Annotated in this window: 17 protein-coding genes and 2 pseudogenes; 16 read left to right on the top strand and 3 right to left on the bottom strand. The window is 58.5% G+C overall.

Going from position 1 to position 17,154, the window contains the following annotated elements:
* Nucleotides 1–48 precede the first annotated feature (48 nt).
* From AWB74_RS14035 to AWB74_RS14015, 5 genes are all read left to right on the top strand, one after another.
* The gene (locus AWB74_RS14035; protein ID WP_061147359.1) at nt 49–324 is read left to right on the top strand and encodes an MFS transporter; all 276 of its coding nucleotides are present in this window, start codon (nt 49–51) and stop codon (nt 322–324) included.
* 261 nt (nt 325–585) lie between these two features.
* The gene (locus tag AWB74_RS14030) at nt 586–1,983 is read left to right on the top strand and encodes an MFS transporter (protein WP_087038994.1); all 1,398 of its coding nucleotides are present in this window, start codon (nt 586–588) and stop codon (nt 1,981–1,983) included.
* 68 nt (nt 1,984–2,051) lie between these two features.
* Entirely contained in the window at nt 2,052–3,035 is a 984-nt protein-coding gene (locus AWB74_RS14025; RefSeq protein ID WP_061147358.1) for a LysR family transcriptional regulator, read from the top strand.
* The gene (locus AWB74_RS14020; protein WP_061147357.1) at nt 3,028–4,440 is read left to right on the top strand and encodes an aspartate ammonia-lyase; all 1,413 of its coding nucleotides are present in this window, start codon (nt 3,028–3,030) and stop codon (nt 4,438–4,440) included. Before AWB74_RS14025 ends, AWB74_RS14020 begins: the two co-directional genes overlap by 8 nt.
* 56 nt (nt 4,441–4,496) lie before the next feature.
* The gene (locus tag AWB74_RS14015) at nt 4,497–5,279 is read left to right on the top strand and encodes a YbaK/EbsC family protein (protein WP_061147356.1); all 783 of its coding nucleotides are present in this window, start codon (nt 4,497–4,499) and stop codon (nt 5,277–5,279) included.
* Here the strand turns inward: AWB74_RS14015 and AWB74_RS14010 are convergent.
* Nucleotides 5,225–6,277, bottom strand: a complete 1,053-nt coding sequence (locus AWB74_RS14010; protein ID WP_087038993.1) for a GlxA family transcriptional regulator — start codon at nt 6,275–6,277, stop codon at nt 5,225–5,227. The genes AWB74_RS14015 and AWB74_RS14010 overlap by 55 nt on opposite strands.
* A 113-nt stretch (nt 6,278–6,390) precedes the next feature.
* Here AWB74_RS14010 and AWB74_RS14005 point away from each other — a divergent pair, with 113 nt between their 5' ends.
* From AWB74_RS14005 to AWB74_RS13975, 7 genes are all read left to right on the top strand, one after another.
* Nucleotides 6,391–7,524 (top strand): ABC transporter substrate-binding protein, encoded by a 1,134-nt coding sequence (locus tag AWB74_RS14005; RefSeq protein ID WP_235024568.1) that lies wholly within the window; start codon nt 6,391–6,393, stop codon nt 7,522–7,524.
* A gap of 12 nt (nt 7,525–7,536) precedes the next feature.
* Complete coding sequence (locus tag AWB74_RS14000) at nt 7,537–8,589, top strand: ABC transporter ATP-binding protein (protein WP_061147355.1); 1,053 nt, start codon at nt 7,537–7,539, stop codon at nt 8,587–8,589.
* Nucleotides 8,590–8,594: 5 nt separating this feature from the next.
* Nucleotides 8,595–9,431, top strand: a complete 837-nt coding sequence (locus AWB74_RS13995; RefSeq protein WP_061147522.1) for an ABC transporter permease — start codon at nt 8,595–8,597, stop codon at nt 9,429–9,431.
* Nucleotides 9,428–10,216, top strand: a complete 789-nt coding sequence (locus tag AWB74_RS13990; protein WP_061147354.1) for an ABC transporter permease — start codon at nt 9,428–9,430, stop codon at nt 10,214–10,216. Before AWB74_RS13995 ends, AWB74_RS13990 begins: the two co-directional genes overlap by 4 nt.
* Nucleotides 10,217–10,243: 27 nt before the next feature.
* The gene (locus AWB74_RS13985; RefSeq protein ID WP_061147353.1) at nt 10,244–11,260 is read left to right on the top strand and encodes a proline racemase family protein; all 1,017 of its coding nucleotides are present in this window, start codon (nt 10,244–10,246) and stop codon (nt 11,258–11,260) included.
* A 241-nt stretch (nt 11,261–11,501) separates the two neighbouring features.
* Complete coding sequence (locus tag AWB74_RS13980) at nt 11,502–12,608, top strand: mandelate racemase/muconate lactonizing enzyme family protein (RefSeq protein WP_061147352.1); 1,107 nt, start codon at nt 11,502–11,504, stop codon at nt 12,606–12,608.
* 273 nt (nt 12,609–12,881) lie between these two features.
* Nucleotides 12,882–13,943 (top strand): proline racemase family protein, encoded by a 1,062-nt coding sequence (locus tag AWB74_RS13975; RefSeq protein ID WP_061147351.1) that lies wholly within the window; start codon nt 12,882–12,884, stop codon nt 13,941–13,943.
* Nucleotides 13,944–14,297: 354 nt separating this feature from the next.
* Here AWB74_RS13975 and AWB74_RS13970 read toward each other — a convergent pair whose 3' ends face one another.
* On the bottom strand, nt 14,298–14,609 hold the full coding sequence (locus tag AWB74_RS13970) for a DUF4148 domain-containing protein (protein WP_087038992.1): 312 nt from the start codon (nt 14,607–14,609) through the stop codon (nt 14,298–14,300).
* Between the two features lie 356 nt (nt 14,610–14,965).
* Here AWB74_RS13970 and AWB74_RS13965 point away from each other — a divergent pair, with 356 nt between their 5' ends.
* Nucleotides 14,966–15,322, top strand: a complete 357-nt coding sequence (locus AWB74_RS13965; protein WP_061147350.1) for a SpoIIAA family protein — start codon at nt 14,966–14,968, stop codon at nt 15,320–15,322.
* Between the two features lie 343 nt (nt 15,323–15,665).
* The gene (locus tag AWB74_RS13960) at nt 15,666–16,049 is read left to right on the top strand and encodes a hypothetical protein (RefSeq protein ID WP_061147349.1); all 384 of its coding nucleotides are present in this window, start codon (nt 15,666–15,668) and stop codon (nt 16,047–16,049) included.
* An 88-nt stretch (nt 16,050–16,137) separates the two neighbouring features.
* On the opposite strand, the pseudogene AWB74_RS13955 reads toward AWB74_RS13960, so the two are convergent.
* Nucleotides 16,138–16,498, bottom strand: a pseudogene (locus AWB74_RS13955) (arginase family protein); the annotation flags it as partial.
* Between AWB74_RS13955 and AWB74_RS13950 the strand changes: the two are divergent.
* Nucleotides 16,490–16,785, top strand: a pseudogene (locus AWB74_RS13950) (ABC transporter permease); the annotation flags it as partial. The pseudogenes AWB74_RS13955 and AWB74_RS13950 sit on opposite strands and share 9 nt — an antisense overlap.
* Before the next feature lie 17 nt (nt 16,786–16,802).
* Nucleotides 16,803–17,147, top strand: a complete 345-nt coding sequence (locus tag AWB74_RS13945) for a LysR substrate-binding domain-containing protein (protein ID WP_061147348.1) — start codon at nt 16,803–16,805, stop codon at nt 17,145–17,147.
* Nucleotides 17,148–17,154 lie beyond the last annotated feature (7 nt).

Genomic DNA, 17,154 nt, shown 5'->3' with positions numbered 1-17,154 from the left:
CCGCTACCTGCTTCGCCTGATCGACCGCGTTCGAGACGCTTTCGACACGTGGGGCTTCGTTCCGATGCGACGCGCGAACGCCGCTGGCACATCATCGTGCCGATGCTCGTGAGCGCCATTGGCCTGTCAGTCAGCACGATGTTCGTTCACAACACGTCGGCAACGGTGCTCGCCTTCACAATCGCAACGGCCGGCGTGATCGCCGCGCTGCCCGCTTTCTGGTGCCTGCCGGGCACGTTTCTCACGGGTACGGCGGCCGCGGCCGGCATCGCGCTGATCGCGTCGATGGCGAATGAGCGCTGCCATCCAATTCGAAAGGGATGACGAGCGTTTCCGAGCGGCGCGGGCTGCAGCGCATGTGATGTCGACGGGGGCAGGGCGTGCCGGTGAAATCCTGGCCAGAAAGAGTTGTCGGGTCATTTGTCATTTGTACGCCAAAAAAACGGCTTGGTTTCAGCCTTGCAAGAGAGCATTATTAGAGTTTCTGATACTGTCCACCGACCTGCTGATTTCCTGAAGTCGCGGCTATACACTGGTTTTCAAGGCGCATCGACATGAGCGCCATACCAGAGACAGGAGACAGACGTGAGCAAACAGGTATTACTCGAAGACTTGCCTCTTCGCCCATTCCACGTTGGCGTGGCGTTCAGCGGGACAGGCGGTCAATTTAGCGATGGTTTTGTGCTGGGCATCATCGGCATCGCGGTAAGCATGGCGGCGGGGCCGTTGCACCTGGATGCGCTCTGGATGGGACTGCTCGGCGCGGCATCGCTTGCAGGGCTTTTCTTCGGCAGCATGCTGGCCGGTCCCATCGCGGACAGATATGGTCGCCGCACGATTTTCGCGTGGGACATGTTGCTCTTCGCGGTGGTCTCGGCCGCGCAGTATTTCGTTACGTCGCCCTCGCAATTGCTGGTCTTGCGTCTGGCCCTTGGACTTATCCTCGGCGCGGACTATGTCGTGAGCAAGTCTCTCGTGACCGAATACTCGCCGCGCCGTTACCGTGGCCGTCTGCTGAGCGTGCTCGCAGCGGCGTGGGCGGCGGGCTATGTCGGCGCGTACCTCGCAGGCTTCGCCATGCGCGAGATCGGACCCGATGCGTGGCGCATCATGCTGGCGGCGAGCGGCGTTCCGGCATTGCTCATTCTCCCGTTTCGCCTGATCGTGCCCGAATCGCCGTTGTGGCTCATGAAACGCGGACGCGGCGACGAAGCCCTCGCCATCGTCCGTCGCAGATTCGGCCCCGACGTCACGCTCGCGACGACGACCGCCGCGCCGCAGCAGCAAAAAGGCGCGTGGTCGCAGTTGTTCTCGCCGCGCTGGCGCAAGAACACGCTGGTCGGCTGCGTCTTCTACACCTGCCAGGTCATTCCTTATTTCGCGTTGGGCACCTTTGCGCCGAAAGTCCTCGAAGCTTTGCAGGTCAAGGACAAGTTCGTCGGCGGCCTCGTCTACAACGTCCTGCTGCTCGCGGGTGCAGTGATCGGCTTGCTGCTGATCGATCGCATCTCTCGCCGCACGTTTCTCCTGGGCACCTTCTATCTTGCGGCGCTCGGCCTCGCGGTGCTGACGTACGCGAGTTTCGGTCCCATCGGTACGATGCTCGTCTTCGGCATCTTCGCGTGCATTCTCTCGGCTGCGGCGAACCTCGAGTTCGTCTATCCGCCCGAACTCTTCCCGACGCATCTGCGCGCGTCGGGCGTGGGTCTGGCGGTCGCTTCGAGCCGTTTCGGATCGGCGATCAGCACGTTCCTGCTGCCGATCGCCGTTCAGCAGGTCGGCATTCACGCGGTATTGGGTGGTTGCGTTGCGGTACTGCTTTTCGGCGGCGTCTTTTGCCACTTCATGGCGCCTGAAACCGGCAGCGAGAATCTGTCCGACGTGAAGTCCGACAGTGTCGCCGAGGACGCATTGGACGCAGCCGGACATCATGATGCGACGTTCGCGACCGCCGCGCCGGGCGCCAGTAAAACGCGTCTCTGACGACCGCGGACGGCGACCGCGCACACGATGCGCGAACGTGTGTCAGGACGCTTACGCAAGGACATGACATGCCGTCGAACAAGCCCATTGATATGCATGCCGTTCAAGTCTTCGTCGCGGTTGCGGAAGAGGGAAGCATGTCTGCCGCGGCAACGCGGATGGGCATATCGCAATCGGGTGTATCGCAGATCATCCGGCAACTGGAAGACGAACTCGGCGTGGTGCTGGTGAATCGAACCACGCGGCCGATGGCGCTGACGCCCTTCGGCATCGCGCTGAGAAACCGGGGTGCGGTTCTCAGCGAGGAAATCGCTAACCTCAAGGCGCAAGTGATCGAAGCGGGACGCGGCATCAAACCCGACTTGCGCATCGGGCTGGTCGACTCGTTCGCATCGACATGCGGCTCGGTCTTCACGAAGAAGCTGCTTGGCAAGGTGTCGCAGTTGTCGATTCGCACCGGCCTGAGCCCTCAACAGGGCGAAGCGCTTCTGCGTCGTGATCTGGATTTGATCGTCACGAGCGATCCGCTGATCGATGCGAACGATGTCGTGCGGTACCGCTTGTTCTCCGAGCGCTACTTCGTCATAACGCCGAAAGGTCTCGGAATGCCTGTGAAGACCATCGATGACTTGCGCACGCTGATCAACAGCATGCCCATCGTGAGGTTCAACCGGACGTCGCAAGTGGGCATGCAGATCGAACGATACCTTCGGCGCATCGAGATTCGCGCACCCGCGCGGCTCGAACTGGACAACGCCGATGCGTTGACCTCGATGGTGGCAGAAGGCATCGGCTGGGCCATTACTTCGCCGATGTGCCATCTTCAGGGGGTGACGCATGCGGGCAACGTTGCCACGCATATCGTCGAGAAACTGGGCCTGGAGCGCTCGCTGTACCTCGTGGCGCGCCGGGACGAATACAACGTTTTCTTCGACGACGCCTGCGATACGGCGCGCGAAGTCATCGAAACATCGTTTCTGCCGAGGCTGGCCGCGCTCGGCGGGGACATCGAAAAACTCATTACTGTTGGTGGAAGGAATCTCCATGAATAAGCCTGCTCAGAGCGAAGCTCGCATCGAACGTGATTATGTCGGCGAGGTCGCCATTCCTGGCGACAAACTTTACGGCGTGAACACGGTTCGCGGGGTCGACAACCTCACGGTTTCACCGTTGAACATCGCCCACTATTCCGCGTTTCGCGACGCTTTCGCGCAAGTCAAATGGGCCGCGGCGTTGGCCAATCGCGATAACGAAGTTATCACGGGCGAGCAGTGCGCAGCTATCGTTGCGGCTTGCAAGGAAGTCACCGAAGGGCAGTTCGATGCTTCGCTCGTGGTCGATCTGATGGAGGGCTCGGGCGGCACATCGACCAATATGAACTTCAACGAGGTCATCGCGAATCGTGCTCAGCAAATCCTGGGGCACAGTGCCGGCAACTACGAGGTCATCCATCCGAATGACCACGTCAACCGCTCGCAGTCGACCAACGACGCGTATCCCGCCGCATTGAAGATAGCCACACATGCGATGCTGGGTACGCTCATCGAAGAGGTCACGAAGCTCGCCGGCCTCTTCAACAGCAAAGCCACCGAGTTCGCTGATGTTCTGCATCTCGGCCGGACCTGTCTGCAGGATGCCCAGCCGATGCGTCTCGGCCAGCTATTCGGGGGTTATGCGTCGTTGACGGAACGGCTGGCGGAAGAACTCGTCGCGGTGCGCCACAAGCTTCGCACGCTCCCGCTCGGCGGCACGGCGATCGGGACGGGCTTCGGTGCGCCGGCGGGCTATCGCGCGGCGGTGTACACGCATCTCTGTAGCATCACCGGCGTCGATTATCAGGCGCCCGCGAATCCGTTCGACGCGATGCAGAACATGGACGTTTTCTCGCGCGTCTCCGCGGAACTTCGTACCTGCGCCGTGTCGCTGGCAAAGATCGCTTCCGATCTGACCGTTCTGTCGTCGGGTCCGGTGGGCGGGGTCGGGGAGTTGAAGCTGCCCGAGGCACAGGCGGGTTCGTCGATCATGCCGGGCAAGGTGAACCCGGTCCTGCCGATGGCGATGATCCAGTTGAGCTTCGCGGTCGTCGGCAACGATGTCGCCGTCGCACAGGCGGTTCAGTACGGCGAACTGGAGATCAATCACTTCGAGCCAGTCGTGGCGTCGCGTGTCTTTGACAGTATCGCGTTGCTCACCAATGGGATCGCGCGCTTCGGCGAGAAGTGTGTGGCGGGCATTCAGGCCGACGTCGCGCGCAACGAACAGCATCTGTTGGACTCGATGGCAGTCGCAACCGCGCTCGTGCCGAAGATTGGCTATGCTCGCGTGAGCAAGCTCGCGCGGCAATCCGTGGCCGAAGGTCGCTCGCTGGTGAAGATTCTGGAGGAGTCCGGATTGCTTTCGCAGGATGACACCATCGCGGCTATTCGCCGGGCGTCGTATCCGGTCTTCGATGCCTGACCCTTTGATGAAACAGGATCGGCTCCGGAACGTGGGCCTGTCCGCTCATAAATAAAATGAACGACAGCGTGCTGGGAAAAAACGAACTCCTGAAGCTTCTCGAGGAATGGCATATTCCGTTTCTCTGCGAGGAACACGACGCGGTGCTCAACATGTCCGAGTCCGGCATGTTGACGCTGTCACTGGCGGGCGCTCGCTGCAAGCATTTGCTTTTGCAGGACAAGAACGACCACTATTTCCTCGTCGTGACGACGGCTACGAAGTCGCTCGATCTTGCTGAACTCGCTGCAGCACTAGGCAGCAGGCGTCTCTCGTTCGCGTCCGCGGATAAGCTCTTCGAATTGCTGGGTATTCGAACGGGTTCTTTGAGTCCCCTTGCGCTGGTCAATGATGAATCCGGCCGAGTGCGGCTGGTCATCGATGCCGACCTGAGCGGCGAGGAAAGCTTTTTGTTTCATCCACTCGAGAACAATGCGACTGTGTGGCTCTCGAGAGCCGGCCTGGAGACGTTTTTGCGCACTATCGAACATCCGGCCGATTGGTTGCACGCCTGCGCGCGCTTCCGAACGACGTCCGAAATGAGATCGTCGTTCGCTTGCTTTGCATGGCCGGGATCGGCGTCGACGCCGATGCGGCCGCGAGCAATCGATCGCAGCCGCTCGCGCGGGTGGGCGTGTCGACGCGTTTCTAGGCAATCAGCGCAGTCTGTGCAATCGAAGCACGATTCGCGCAGCCTGCAAGGAGTGCGAAATATCCAAAGCGCGGCGATACACGACCAAGGACTTCAAGGGGATGCGGATGAGCTTGGCTGCTTTCTAACGTCACTCGGTCGGATCTGAAACAGCAACTTGAATTCTCTCGAAAAATGCGCGGTATCGGCAAAGCCACAGTCGAATGCCACCTGAGTGACACTCGTTGAGCCATTTTCGAGAAGCCATCTTCCATACTCCAAACGCAGCCGTCTTTGGAATGCAGCGGGAGACATCCGAAGTGACGTATGAAATATTCGTTCGAGTTGTCGCGGGCTCACGCCCACATATCGCGCCGTTGCCTCAATGGAAGGAGGTGTATCGAGCCGTTGCTCCATGAAGTGTGCTGCCGCGTGTATCCGAGGGTCTGAGATACCATCAAGAGCGGTCCAAAAATGCGGTTGAGGCAGTCTTGACGGACGAATGTCTTGCAAGATCATGTGGCGCGCTGCCTGGCGGGCTTTGTCTCCGCCGCAATGACGGGCGATCAGGTAAAGACCGAGGTCGATGGCGGCGGTGGAACCGGCGCACGTCAGTAAATCACCCTCATCCAAAAAGAGGTGGTCAGTCGACGCGGCTATGGCAGGAAATTTAGCCCGGAACACGTCGAAGACGTTCCAGTTCACGCATACCTTGCGATTTCCGATCAAGCCGGCACGAGCTATCGTAAAAGTACCTGTGCAGACTCCGATCAACCTCACATTGGCCGCCGACGCCTGACGCAGATAGTCAAGTAAAACGGACGGTGATGTTGCGGACTGAAGATAGTCGTTACCGCCGCAGACTGCGATGTAGTCAAAGCTCGTCGGGTCAATCAGATCTACATTCGACGCAATCACGGCCCCGCAACTTGCCTGCCGCGGTTCCCCGCCGACGCTCATGATGCTCCACGAAGCGTGAATCTGTCGGCTCATTCCTCCATGGTCTGCCGCAAGCCGCAGCGCGTCGATAAGGCCGGCAAAGCCCGCTAACGTGAATTGGTCGAGTAGCACGAAGCCCACCCGAAGTGGAGATGTGCGATGCGGCGCTGTCGCGCTGGTCGGCTCGATCGCCTTCCCCACCTGATTGAAGCGTAATTCAGTGGACATGTACTTGTCGTAGCAACTGGGAGAAGGGGCCCGTACACGGGTCGCCTGCGGCGATTTTCACGCGTAGCGATACCTGCCACGCCTTCGAGGACCTAGTAGACACGTTACTCCCGATGTCGGATTTATTCAACATTCTGTCCGTCATCTTCTTTTTTCAAAAAACGCCGACGCGCACGATACGCATCAACGCACACAAACCGGGAGGAGACGTGAAAACCCTGAATTTGATGTTGTTCGGTGCAGCCCTGGCCACGAGCAGTACCTTCAGCGCAATCGCAAAGGCCGAGTCGGTGACCGTGGGAATGTTTGGGGGCAACTGGGGGGAGGCATTCACCAAATGCGTCGCGGAGCCCTTCACCAAAGCTACCGGCATCAAAGTGATACCCGAGATCGGCACATCCACCGTCAACCTCTCGAAGCTGGAACAGCAGCGTGCGGCCCCGGTCATCGATGCCCTATGGATGGACAGTGGCGTGAGCGAGCTTGCCATGGCTTCAGGTGTCATTGACACACTCAATCCCACCAACATTCCGAACCTCAAGAATGTCGTCCCCGAAGGCATTGACAAGCGTGACGGCGCGATTTTCGCTGTTAGCACCGGCTTCTATGCAGTGGGGATTGCGTACAACACGAAGGAGTTGAAGACGCCTCCCACTTCGTGGAGTGATCTCTGGCAGCCAAACGTGGCAAACGGTTTGACGTTTCCTTCGCCAGCGAACGCGCTTGGCGTGCCGACCATATTTTTCCTGAACGCGATCAGCCATCAACCCGGTGGAATCGACGGAACCTTCAAGCGGCTTCAGTCATTGAACGCGTCGCAGTACTACGATAGCTCGGGCGCTGCAGCGAACGCACTGCAAAGCGGTGAAGTGGTCGCCGCTGTGTTCAACAGTGCTCCGACTTGGGACCTCAACGATCGTGGCTTACCTCTCGCGTTCGTTGCGCCGAAAGAGGGCGCATGGGGCGGTGATGTTCGACTTCATCTTGTAAAGGGTGCTCGCAACAAGGCAGCCGCGGAGAAGTTCATCAATGCGGCCATTACACCTGAGGCGTCGACCTGCCTCGCAACGAAGCTGTATCTGGGTCCATCGGTGAAAGACGTCAAGGTAAGTCCTGACGTTGCCCGGAAACTTCCTTGGGGCGCCAGCGGATCGGTGAAGGATCTGAAGTTCCTGGATTGGTGGGAGATCAACAAGCAGCGCGCGAGTCTGGTGGACCGCTGGAACCGCGAAATTGCCCACAAATAATACGGCGCGAATATGAACAACATTCTTCTGTCCGTCCAGAAAATAAACAAATCATTCGGACACAGCAAGGCGTTGACGGACGTTTCCATCGATGTTCGGTGCGGTGAGTTCGTTGCCATGCTGGGTCCGAGTGGATGCGGGAAAACCACGTTGCTTCGGTGCATTTCCGGCTTTGTTACGCCCGACAACGGAACGATCTCGATTGGCGGTGTCGATATTACGCGGGTTGCGCCCAATCGTCGGCCGCTGAACACGGTGTTTCAGAACTACGCGTTGTTCCCGCATATGACGGTGCTCGAGAACGTTTCGTATGGCCCGCGTCGAGCTGGCACGCCGAAAGCCGAAGCCAGGGAGAGGGCGGCTGAGGCGCTCGCCATGGTCGGTCTCGGTGAGCATGGCGAACGCTTGCCGGCCCAGATGTCCGGTGGCCAGCAACAGCGCGTGGCGCTTGCTCGAGCATTGGTGAATCGGCCCAAGTTGCTTCTCCTTGACGAGCCTTTGAGTGCGCTCGATCTGAAGTTGCGCAAGCGGATGCAGATCGAACTCAAGCAGCTCCAGGAGAAGCTTGGTATCGCCTTCGTCTTCGTCACGCACGATCAGGAGGAGGCGATGGCAATGGCCGACCGGATCATCGTGATGAGTGGCGGCCATGTCGAGCAGATCGGCTCAGGTAATGAAATCTACAGAAAGCCCGCGACGCGTTTTGTCGCCGACTTTATCGGTGATGCCAATTTCGTTTCCTGCACACCCGCGGGAAACGGCACGCTTCGCCCCTCACTTGGTTCGGAAGTGATCGAGCATGTGCAAACTCGTGGCGCCGAGCGGTTCACTGCGATTCTCCGGCCTGAGCACATCAGTCTTATGAGAGAAGAAGCGCCCGGGATGTCGATGTCAGCCGGGGTCGTGGAGGATGTTATCGACATTGGCATGCTTTCTACGGTGCTGGTGAGGGTAGGCGAGCAGATCGTGACATGTCGTCGTATCAACGATCAGGCGACGCTCACCCGCGGTGATGCGGTCAAGCTCGGATTTCGTCCTCGCGATCTTCACGTGGTCGAGGAGTGAGCCAGATGAAACGCCCTCTCCTTTCCGTCGGTTTGCTCCTGGGCGCACCGTGCATCTTTTTCGTAGCGTTTTTCCTCGCACCGATGCTTGTCGTGGCCCTGTCGAGCTTCACTGGCACGGGCGGAAGCGTGACCCTGGCCAACTATGAGCGCATCTTGCTGGACCGGTATCACTGGGACGTGCTGATTCTGACTTTCAAACTCGCCTTGCTGACCACAGTGATATGCATCTTTCTTGGCTATCCGCTGGCGTACTACCTGGTGCGTAACGTCGGCAGCCGGACACTGCGCCGCGCCTTCATCGTACTGCTCATTCTTCCTCTCTTCACCAGCAACATCGTTCGTTCGTTTGGTTGGATCGTGCTGCTCGGACGCAAAGGTCTCGTCAATGACTCTCTGTTATCGCTCGGCATCAGCGACGCGCCGATGCGCTTGCTCGGCACCGAGACGGGCATTCTGATCGGCCTGGTGTATGTGCACCTTCCCTTTATCGTGCTGACTGTGGGCAACGCCATCGGAAAGCTCGACGGATCCCTTGAGAATGCCGCTCAGGACCTTGGTGCCAGCAAAGCTGCGGCATTTTGGACCGTCACGTTCCCGCTATGTTTGCCGGGCCTATTGGCCGGCGCGATCATGGTATTTACGTTGTCCGTTAGCGCTTATGTCACTCCGGCACTGTTGGGTGGCGGAAAGATAACGATGTTCTCCATGCTGATATTCCAGCAGTACAGCACTGTCTTTGACTTCCACTATGGTGGCGCACTGAGTTGCACGCTTTTGGTGTTGACCTTGATCATGGTGGCGGCGGCAAACCGAATCGGCGCAACTGGGAGGCCTGCATGATCGCGCGTGGAGTAGTTCGAATAGTAGCGTGGCTTGTACTTGCCTACCTGGCACTACCGCTCGTGATTATCGTTGGCGCGTCCGTGACTCAGAGTCAGTTTCTGGCGTTTCCACCGAAAGGGATAACTCTGCATTGGTACGGTGTAGCGATGCAGGACGCGAGCTATATGTCAGCCTTCGCGACCTCGACGGTACTTGCTGCTGTCGCGACTGTCGTCTCAGTCGTCATGGCAGTTTCAGCTTCCATCGCCCTTACGCGATTTGAGGTACCCGGACGGGGCGTTATTGAAGCGGTATTGATGTCCCCACTGGTGTTGCCTTCTCTCGTTTTGGGCGCTGCGATTCTCCAATACGGAAGCGCGATTGGGATGGTACGCAGTTTCTCCGCTTTGCTGGTGGGTCACGTAGTGATTATCTTTCCTCTCGTGATGCGGTCTGTATTGCCGCAACTGGTGGGCGGTCTTCGTTCGCTCGAGGAAGCATCTTTCGACCTGGGCGCAACTCCGATCGAGACGTTCTTTCTGGTGGTCCTTCCGCAGATAAAAGGTGGGGTTATTAGCGGCGCAGTGCTGGCATTCATCACGTCATGGATCAACGTCGAGATGAGTATCTTCAATACGACGCCAGCATTGACAACCATGCCAGTAAAGCTCTTCAACTACGTGCAGTACACGATCGATCCCACAATCGCCGCTGTTTCCGCAATCTCTATTTTGGGGGCTGCCGCGGCGCTGGTCGTCCTCGATCTTCTCTTTGGCTTAGACGTTTTGCCGAAGTCCAACTAGCAAACCTGATCTATTAGGAACTGCCCCATGAAACTCCAAGACACCTTCGACGTAATTTACACGCATACGGAAGGCGAGCCGCTGTGCATCGTTCACAGCGGAATTCCCTATCCGGCCAACTCGACGATTCTGGAGAAGAAGCAATTTATCGAAGCGCACTACGACTGGCTCCGCCTTGGGTTGATGCGTGAGCCTCGAGGACACAAGGACATGGTCGGTGTTTTCGTTACGCCCCCGTCCTCGCCGGAGTTCGATGCCGGGTTGATCTACATGGATGCCACACAATATCAATACATGTGTGGCCATGGGACGATCGCAATCGCCATGGCGATGGTTTCGCTTGGCTTGGTACGTCGCAACGAGACAGGCGGCAGCACGACTATCCGTTTCGAGACACTCGCTGGTCCTGTTACTGCCGAAGTCGGCACTGACGGGGATAAGGCTCTTTGGACGCGCTTCGAGAACGTTCCTGCGTACGTTGCGGCGACTGATGTTTCGGTCGACTTGCCCGATCTCGGCGAACTGAAGGCCGACATCATCTTCGGCGGGAACTACTTCGCAGCAATCGACCTGCGCGGTACTAAGCTCCGCATCGCACCGGAGAATGGTAAGGCGCTGATCCATTACGGGATTTTGGCTCGCGATCAATTGCGGGAAAAACTGCGCATTCAACATCCGTCGGTCAGTCATGTCAACGACATGGGGTTCGTGACCTTCTGGCATGAGCCTACACTTCCTGGCGCACTCTACAAAAATGTACACGTCTTCGGCGTGGGCCAACTGGATCGCTCACCGGGCGGGACGGCGACCAGTGCAATGATGGCGCTGCTCGAATCGAAAGGCCAACTCGGATTCAATCAGCCAATCTTGACGGAGGGTCTTTTGGGAAGCGGCACCTTCGAAGGATGCTTGCTCGGGGAAACAAAGCTGAACGGCGTACGTGCGGTTCGACCGACAGTCAAAGGCACCGCGAGTATTCTCGGGACCGCTCGCTGGACTTTCGACAAGGACGACGTGGTCGGGAAGGGCTTCGTTGTGGCTTAAGGACGCTTGCAGCGATTTTCGACGCTATATCGTTGCAATAAGCAGGAGACTAAAGAAGTTCAGTCTCCTGCTCCGCACCCGTAGCGATGCCAACTGCATCTGTTGCGTGCTTCACCGGTTGCAGGCTGAAGCTCGGAAAACAAGCGGAGCGGCGAAACTCCTTGTGTCACGCGGGTAGTGCATTGGAAACCGCCCCTCGCGTCCGTGACGTAGAACACTCAACTGCAATCAGGTAAGTCCAATGAAAATTGCAAAGATTGACGTATTCAACTTCGACCTGACCTACATTCACGGCGTGTACACGATGTCGGGCGGCCGCGACACCACATCGCTCCCGTCGACAATGGTTCGTGTGACCAGCGACTCGGGTCACGACGGCTGGGGCGAAGTTTGTCCGCTCGGTTCTGCCTACCTGCCTCAGCATGCATCGGGCGCGCGCGCTGCGCTCGAGCTGATCGCGCCCGCTCTGATCGGCCTTGATCCGACGAACATTTCGGGTGTGTACGATGCGATGGACGTCGTGCTAATGGGTCATTCGTATGCGAAGAGCCCGATCGATGTCGCCTGTTGGGACTTGACCGGCAAGGTGTGGGGTGCAAGCGTCGCTGAGATGCTCGGCGGTGTACGACAAGAGCGCTTCCCGCTTTATTTTGCGGTACCACTCGGAACTCCCGAGGAGATGGTGAGTTACGTTCTTGCGCGACGCGAGGAGGGCATTCATCGCTTTCAACTCAAAATCGGCGGAGACCCGACGCTCGACGGCATTCGCGCGAAGCACATCATCGACGCGACGGGTCCGGAAGACCTTATCGTTGGTGACGCGAACTGCGGATGGCGGGTCAACGACGCGATTATCGCTGCACGCGCGATGGAGAATCTGCCCCGCTTCTATTTTGAACAACCATGCCCGACGATGGAAGAGTGCATTGAAGTACGTAAGCACACAACCCTCCCCATGGTCTACGACGAAGTCGTGAACGATCCCGCAACGCTGATTCGAGCGGTCCGAGAAGGCGGCGCTGGCGCGTTCAATCTCAAGGTCTCGAAAGTCGGTGGCCTCACGAAGGCCAAACTGATGCGCGACCTCGGTCAAGAGCTTGGCCTACAGATGACCATCGAAGATACGTGGGGTGGCGACGTGGTGTCGGCTGCGTCAGCACACTTGGCCGCTTCGACAAAAGAGCGGGCACTGCTTAGCGTCTCGTTCATGAACGACTGGACCAACGAGCACGTGGCCGGCTATCAACCGCGAAGCAAAGACGGGTTCGGTTCCTCGCCGTCGGCCCCTGGCCTTGGTATCGAAATCGACGCGAAAGCGCTGGGCGAACCGCTGTTCTCATTTAGCTAACCGGGGGATTCAGGGAACGAAGCCTTCTGCCCTGATCGCAAGCGTGGGGAGTACTTGAGCTTGAGAGTTGGAAGATCCATCGAACGGCACGAAGCTCAAGTGCCTTCTGATGGCCCATTTCATCAATGACTGGGACGGCTCTGAGAGCCGCTGTACATTACCCGGTGAGCGCGAAACAAAACGTCGCTCTGAGAAGCGCGCTAGTCGCGTTCGAAACGACGCCTCGAAGGCTTGGTTTGGCAGTCACTCTGGAAAATAACATCGGAGGCAGGTATGCGTTGGAGCAAGATGTTGAGCGTGATCGGATGTCATGCGGAAGGTGAGGTCGGAAACGTTGTAGTCGGCGGGCTCATCGACATTCCGGGCGACACAATCTTTGAGAAGATGATGCATCTCGAAGAACATCGCGATGATCTTCGACGGATGTGCCTTTTCGAACCCCGCGGTTCTGCCAATCAAAGCGTCAACTTCGTCTTGCCTGCCGTCGACGAGCGGGCGCAGATGGCGTACATCATCGCTGAGTCGACCGAGTATCCTGCGATGTCCGGTTCAAACACCATGTGCGTCGCGACGGTGCTGCTGGAAACCGGCATTCTTCCGATGGTCGAGCCGGTGACAGAGCTTACGCTCGAAGCGCCTGCAGGGCTGATAAAGCTTCGGTGTGAATGCTTCCAAGGCAAGGTCACGCGCGTTGAGTTCGTCAATCAACCAGCGTTCGCCAATCATCTGGACAAGCTCATCGAAGTGCCAGGCCTGGGGACAATCAAGGTCGATGTCGGCTACGGCGGAATGACCTATGTCATCGTCGACGCTGCGGCACTGGGTTTCAACATCGTGCCGGACGAGGCAAGAGACCTCTGCGAGCTTGGACAACGTATCAAGGTGGCAGCTGCCGAACAGTTGCCTTCACCGCATCCGCTCAACCCACTCATCAAAGGTATCACTCAAACTGAGTTCGTCATGCCGCTTCGACGCGAATCGGGGCGCGTCGTTTCGCGTAACACCGTGATCGTCTCACCGGGTCGATGCGACAGGTCGCCGTGTGGCACCGGAACGTCTGCAAGGCTGGCCGTGATGCATGCAAAAGGAGAAATTGCGGTCAACGAGCTGTTCGTACATGAGTCCATCATCGGTTCAATCTTCGAGAGCCGGATTGTCGAAACAACGATGCTCGGCGATCAGCCCGCCATCATCCCTTCAGTTGCCGGGCAAGCATGGGTCACCTACACGGCGCAAGTTGGAATGGACCCGACTGACCGGTTTCAGGACGGATTTACTCTTTCCGATACCTGGCAAGAAGCGGTGGATGAAAAGCTCATCAAGTCGCGGAAGTGAGCGCGAAATGGTTGCTCCGTCGAATCAGCGCGAACGGAGCTTACCGCTGAGCTCCGCAGGCAGAGCAGGGGAACGCCGAGGTCACACCGCCGGTCTCGGCCCATAAGCGGTCGTCCGCTATGCCGTCGCAAGGTGCGAAAACGCTGTCAATGCAGGTCTGGCGGGGCGGACTGAGCGATATCAGTAGAGCGGGCTAGGGGACGGATAAATTCGGCGCGCCGTCTGCATTCGTTGAAAGGTAGACCCGTGGGGCGGTCTGCAGGCCACGCTCCAACGTAGCTGCAGATGCGCCGCAATGCGCCGAGCGTTGCTGCGCGCGAAGATTGAGGAGGACTGTAGCGGCTCCGGGGCCTCTCACTTGGGTGGAGACTGCTTGCACTCCGTTTCGAACCAATGGTCGACCCGGCGCTGCGCCGCATGTAGATCCGCTGGGTAGTTCGGGTCGTCGCGCCATGGTGAAGGGTTGTAGCCCGCTTTGCTCAGAGCCGAAAGCTCGCTTCGTTGTTGTGATCTCGTCCGAGGCGCGTTGCTTTTTGTTGCCGCCAGGTCATGGCACTCGGTTGGGGTCAGATGTCGCCCGCTGTGCGGCACGCCGGCGGCAGCATAGCCGTTCAGAAGGAGCGTCAATGCAGCAATCGTCGAGCAACTTTTCGTGAGCTTTTCCATAGCGCATCTCCATGCGGCAGACTAGCGCAACGCAAGCGGCGCGGCGCCACCGGTCGCGCGTAACTTCCTCACCTATTTTGCCTCAGTCCAGTCACCGCAATAGGAATTGCACCCTTCGCGCCTGTTTTCGCCGGCTGAGTGCGGCCATGACGCGACGCTCGACGTGCGGAGCCGAGCATCCACAGCTTGCGTGAAAGGGCCGCTCCCAACGCGCGCGCGACGACAGGCACCAGAACGAAAACGCGCGTGGTCATAACCTGACTCAGCCGATGGAAAGGGGTACCATGAGAGAGCCATCAAACGCGAGGCTCATCCGTGCCTGAACGAGTTACCTCTCCCTAAGCCCGGGGGATGCCATGATCCTGTATCACACCGATCCCGATTCGCCGGTCATCGAAATATCGGTCGAAGGCAAACTCACTGATCGCGAACTGCGCGAAGCCATTGAACGAATGCGTGGTGATCTTGAACTGCACGGTAAGACCCGTGTGCTCGAACGCATAGAGCATTTCAGCGGGATCGAGCCGAAAGCGCTGTGGACCGACTTGACGCTTGGCGTCTCCGTCGCGCGCAAGGTCACGCGCGCGGCGGTAGTGGCCGACGCGGGCTGGATTCGCGCCGCGATGCATTTGGCGCGGTTCTTTACAAAGGCTGAAATCAAGGCGTTTCACCTCAACGAGCTAGAACAGGCGCGAGCCTGGATCAGCGCCTGAACGTCGACTTCGACCGATCGCATCGGGCAGAGTCCGGCCAACTGTCGCAGATCAATGAGTCTGAAATGAACAACTTTGCGACAGTATCTCTATACCGTTGAGTGCCCGAGCACAGGCACCTTTCCTGGTGGCGGCCGCCAAGGCGTCGTCACAACGCGCGAACGATGCCCAACTACCGCGCTTGGGCTGGCATTCTCATGCTGTGTCTTTACCGAGGCGGCACAGCGGTAATGTCCGGCACCATCGGAAAATAAGTTGATTGACGGCGTAGTCTGCTTCTTTGGCGACTTTGTTCTATCGGTCACCGGCACGAGGCCTGTTAAATAGAGGCACGTTTCGAACAATGGACGAACTGAAAAGTGCGTCCATCGAGTTTCTGCTGATTACTTTGCGGCGAGGAGGTGTGTGCACGATGAGGTCCGTAAAGTATGTGTGTGCGTCGAGCAGCCGAAAGATCGATGGAAGGCTTGACGGGAACACTGCCTGGTTCGAATTTCGTGAATTTGCTTACCTGTTCGGCATGAACCTCGAACGGGCAGACAAAATGCTCCGACAAGCGGATGCGATCGGCGACATCAAGGCGGAGAATGACTTAAGGTCGTCGGATCGCGGCAAATGCTTGTTGAGTCACCGTGCCGTCGTCGCGGTCGGATATCGAGTCAACTTTGGGCGAGCAACAGCTTTCCGTCACTGGTGCGCCTCGGGCCTGAGCGTGCAGCTTCGTTGAACCTTCTCGTACCGCCTTGCTGTCGCTTTATTGGTCGGTTGTCCAGACGCCGGGGTGGGTGACGCCGCGATGCGCCACAGGAAATGATTCACCGCGCGAACCGTTTTGCGAACAAGCAAAGGATCTCGTACATCAACGTTGCCGCAACAAGAGCGGTGTTCCCGCTCGGATCATAGGGCGGCGAAACTTCGACGACGTCGCCACTGATCCAGTTCAGACCGTCGAGACCGCGTAACAGGGCCAGCGTCTCGCGCGTGGTCAAACCGCCAATTTCAGGCGTTCCTGTCCCCGGCGTGAAGATCGGATCGAGGCCGTCGACATCGAGCGAAAGATAGACCGGTCCGTCGCCGACTACTTTCTTCAGCGATAGCAGTGGGTCCGCGCGCTTCGAACTCTTCGATGAACACCACACGCATGCCGTGATCGAGCGTGGGCCTCGGATAACGCCAAGGAGTCGGTTTGCACCGACATGTCGCTCGCCGAGCGCGCCTGGTATTTCGCGCTTCGTGGCCTTGCCGCGCTGACACTGCTATACCTCGTCTTGCCGGTGCTGGCGATCGTGCCGCTGTCGTTCTCGCCGAGCACGTTTCTGGTGTATCCGATTCCCGGATGGTCGTTGCGTTGGTACGAGAACCTGATCTCGTCGGAGGAGTGGCGCATGGCCGCGAAGAACAGCTTCATCGTCGCGCCGTCCGCGACGGTTCTGGCAACGATCCTCGGTACGCTCGCGGCAATAAGCGCTCGGCAGTCACATTGACCGACGCGGGCGAGCTTCTCCTCGTGGAAGCGACACTGGCGCTCCGCCAACTGGACCGTGCCGAGGCTGTGGGGAGGCATGCGGCGAGAGGCGAAGTTGGAAATATCTCCCTCGGGTACGTTGGCTCCGCGGTGTCTACGGGGCTTCTTCCCGCTGCACTCAAGGACTTTCGAAAAGCGAATCCGCAGGTCGAGATGCACATCACCTCGATGGAAACTCCGCGTCAGCTCGAGAGCCTGCGCGACGGTCAGCTCTATGTCGGCCTCCTGCGCCCTGGCGGGCACCCAAACTCCCCCAGGGATGGGCACTTCAATTTCCCCCACCCGATGACCACCGGCTGAACTGCTG

It is taken from the genome of Caballeronia arvi, from assembly GCF_001544695.2.
Lineage (GTDB): Bacteria > Pseudomonadota > Gammaproteobacteria > Burkholderiales > Burkholderiaceae > Caballeronia > Caballeronia arvi.
This window is presented reverse-complemented; position numbering and strand designations above follow the sequence as displayed.

Excerpts from the sequence above, each read along its gene's own strand:
- AWB74_RS14025 (WP_061147358.1), top strand. The coding sequence starts at position 2,052 with ATGCCGTCGAACAAGCCCATTGATATGCATGCCGTTCAAGTCTTCGTC.
- AWB74_RS14020 (WP_061147357.1), top strand. The coding sequence starts at position 3,028 with ATGAATAAGCCTGCTCAGAGCGAAGCTCGCATCGAACGTGATTATGTC.
- AWB74_RS14015 (WP_061147356.1), top strand. The coding sequence starts at position 4,497 with ATGAACGACAGCGTGCTGGGAAAAAACGAACTCCTGAAGCTTCTCGAG.
- AWB74_RS14010 (WP_087038993.1), bottom strand. The coding sequence starts at position 6,277 with ATGTCCACTGAATTACGCTTCAATCAGGTGGGGAAGGCGATCGAGCCG.
- AWB74_RS14005 (WP_235024568.1), top strand. The coding sequence starts at position 6,391 with ATGTCGGATTTATTCAACATTCTGTCCGTCATCTTCTTTTTTCAAAAA.
- AWB74_RS14000 (WP_061147355.1), top strand. The coding sequence starts at position 7,537 with ATGAACAACATTCTTCTGTCCGTCCAGAAAATAAACAAATCATTCGGA.
- AWB74_RS13995 (WP_061147522.1), top strand. The coding sequence starts at position 8,595 with ATGAAACGCCCTCTCCTTTCCGTCGGTTTGCTCCTGGGCGCACCGTGC.
- AWB74_RS13990 (WP_061147354.1), top strand. The coding sequence starts at position 9,428 with ATGATCGCGCGTGGAGTAGTTCGAATAGTAGCGTGGCTTGTACTTGCC.
- AWB74_RS13985 (WP_061147353.1), top strand. The coding sequence starts at position 10,244 with ATGAAACTCCAAGACACCTTCGACGTAATTTACACGCATACGGAAGGC.
- AWB74_RS13980 (WP_061147352.1), top strand. The coding sequence starts at position 11,502 with ATGAAAATTGCAAAGATTGACGTATTCAACTTCGACCTGACCTACATT.
- AWB74_RS13975 (WP_061147351.1), top strand. The coding sequence starts at position 12,882 with ATGCGTTGGAGCAAGATGTTGAGCGTGATCGGATGTCATGCGGAAGGT.
- AWB74_RS13970 (WP_087038992.1), bottom strand. The coding sequence starts at position 14,609 with ATGGAAAAGCTCACGAAAAGTTGCTCGACGATTGCTGCATTGACGCTC.
- AWB74_RS13965 (WP_061147350.1), top strand. The coding sequence starts at position 14,966 with ATGATCCTGTATCACACCGATCCCGATTCGCCGGTCATCGAAATATCG.
- AWB74_RS13960 (WP_061147349.1), top strand. The coding sequence starts at position 15,666 with ATGGACGAACTGAAAAGTGCGTCCATCGAGTTTCTGCTGATTACTTTG.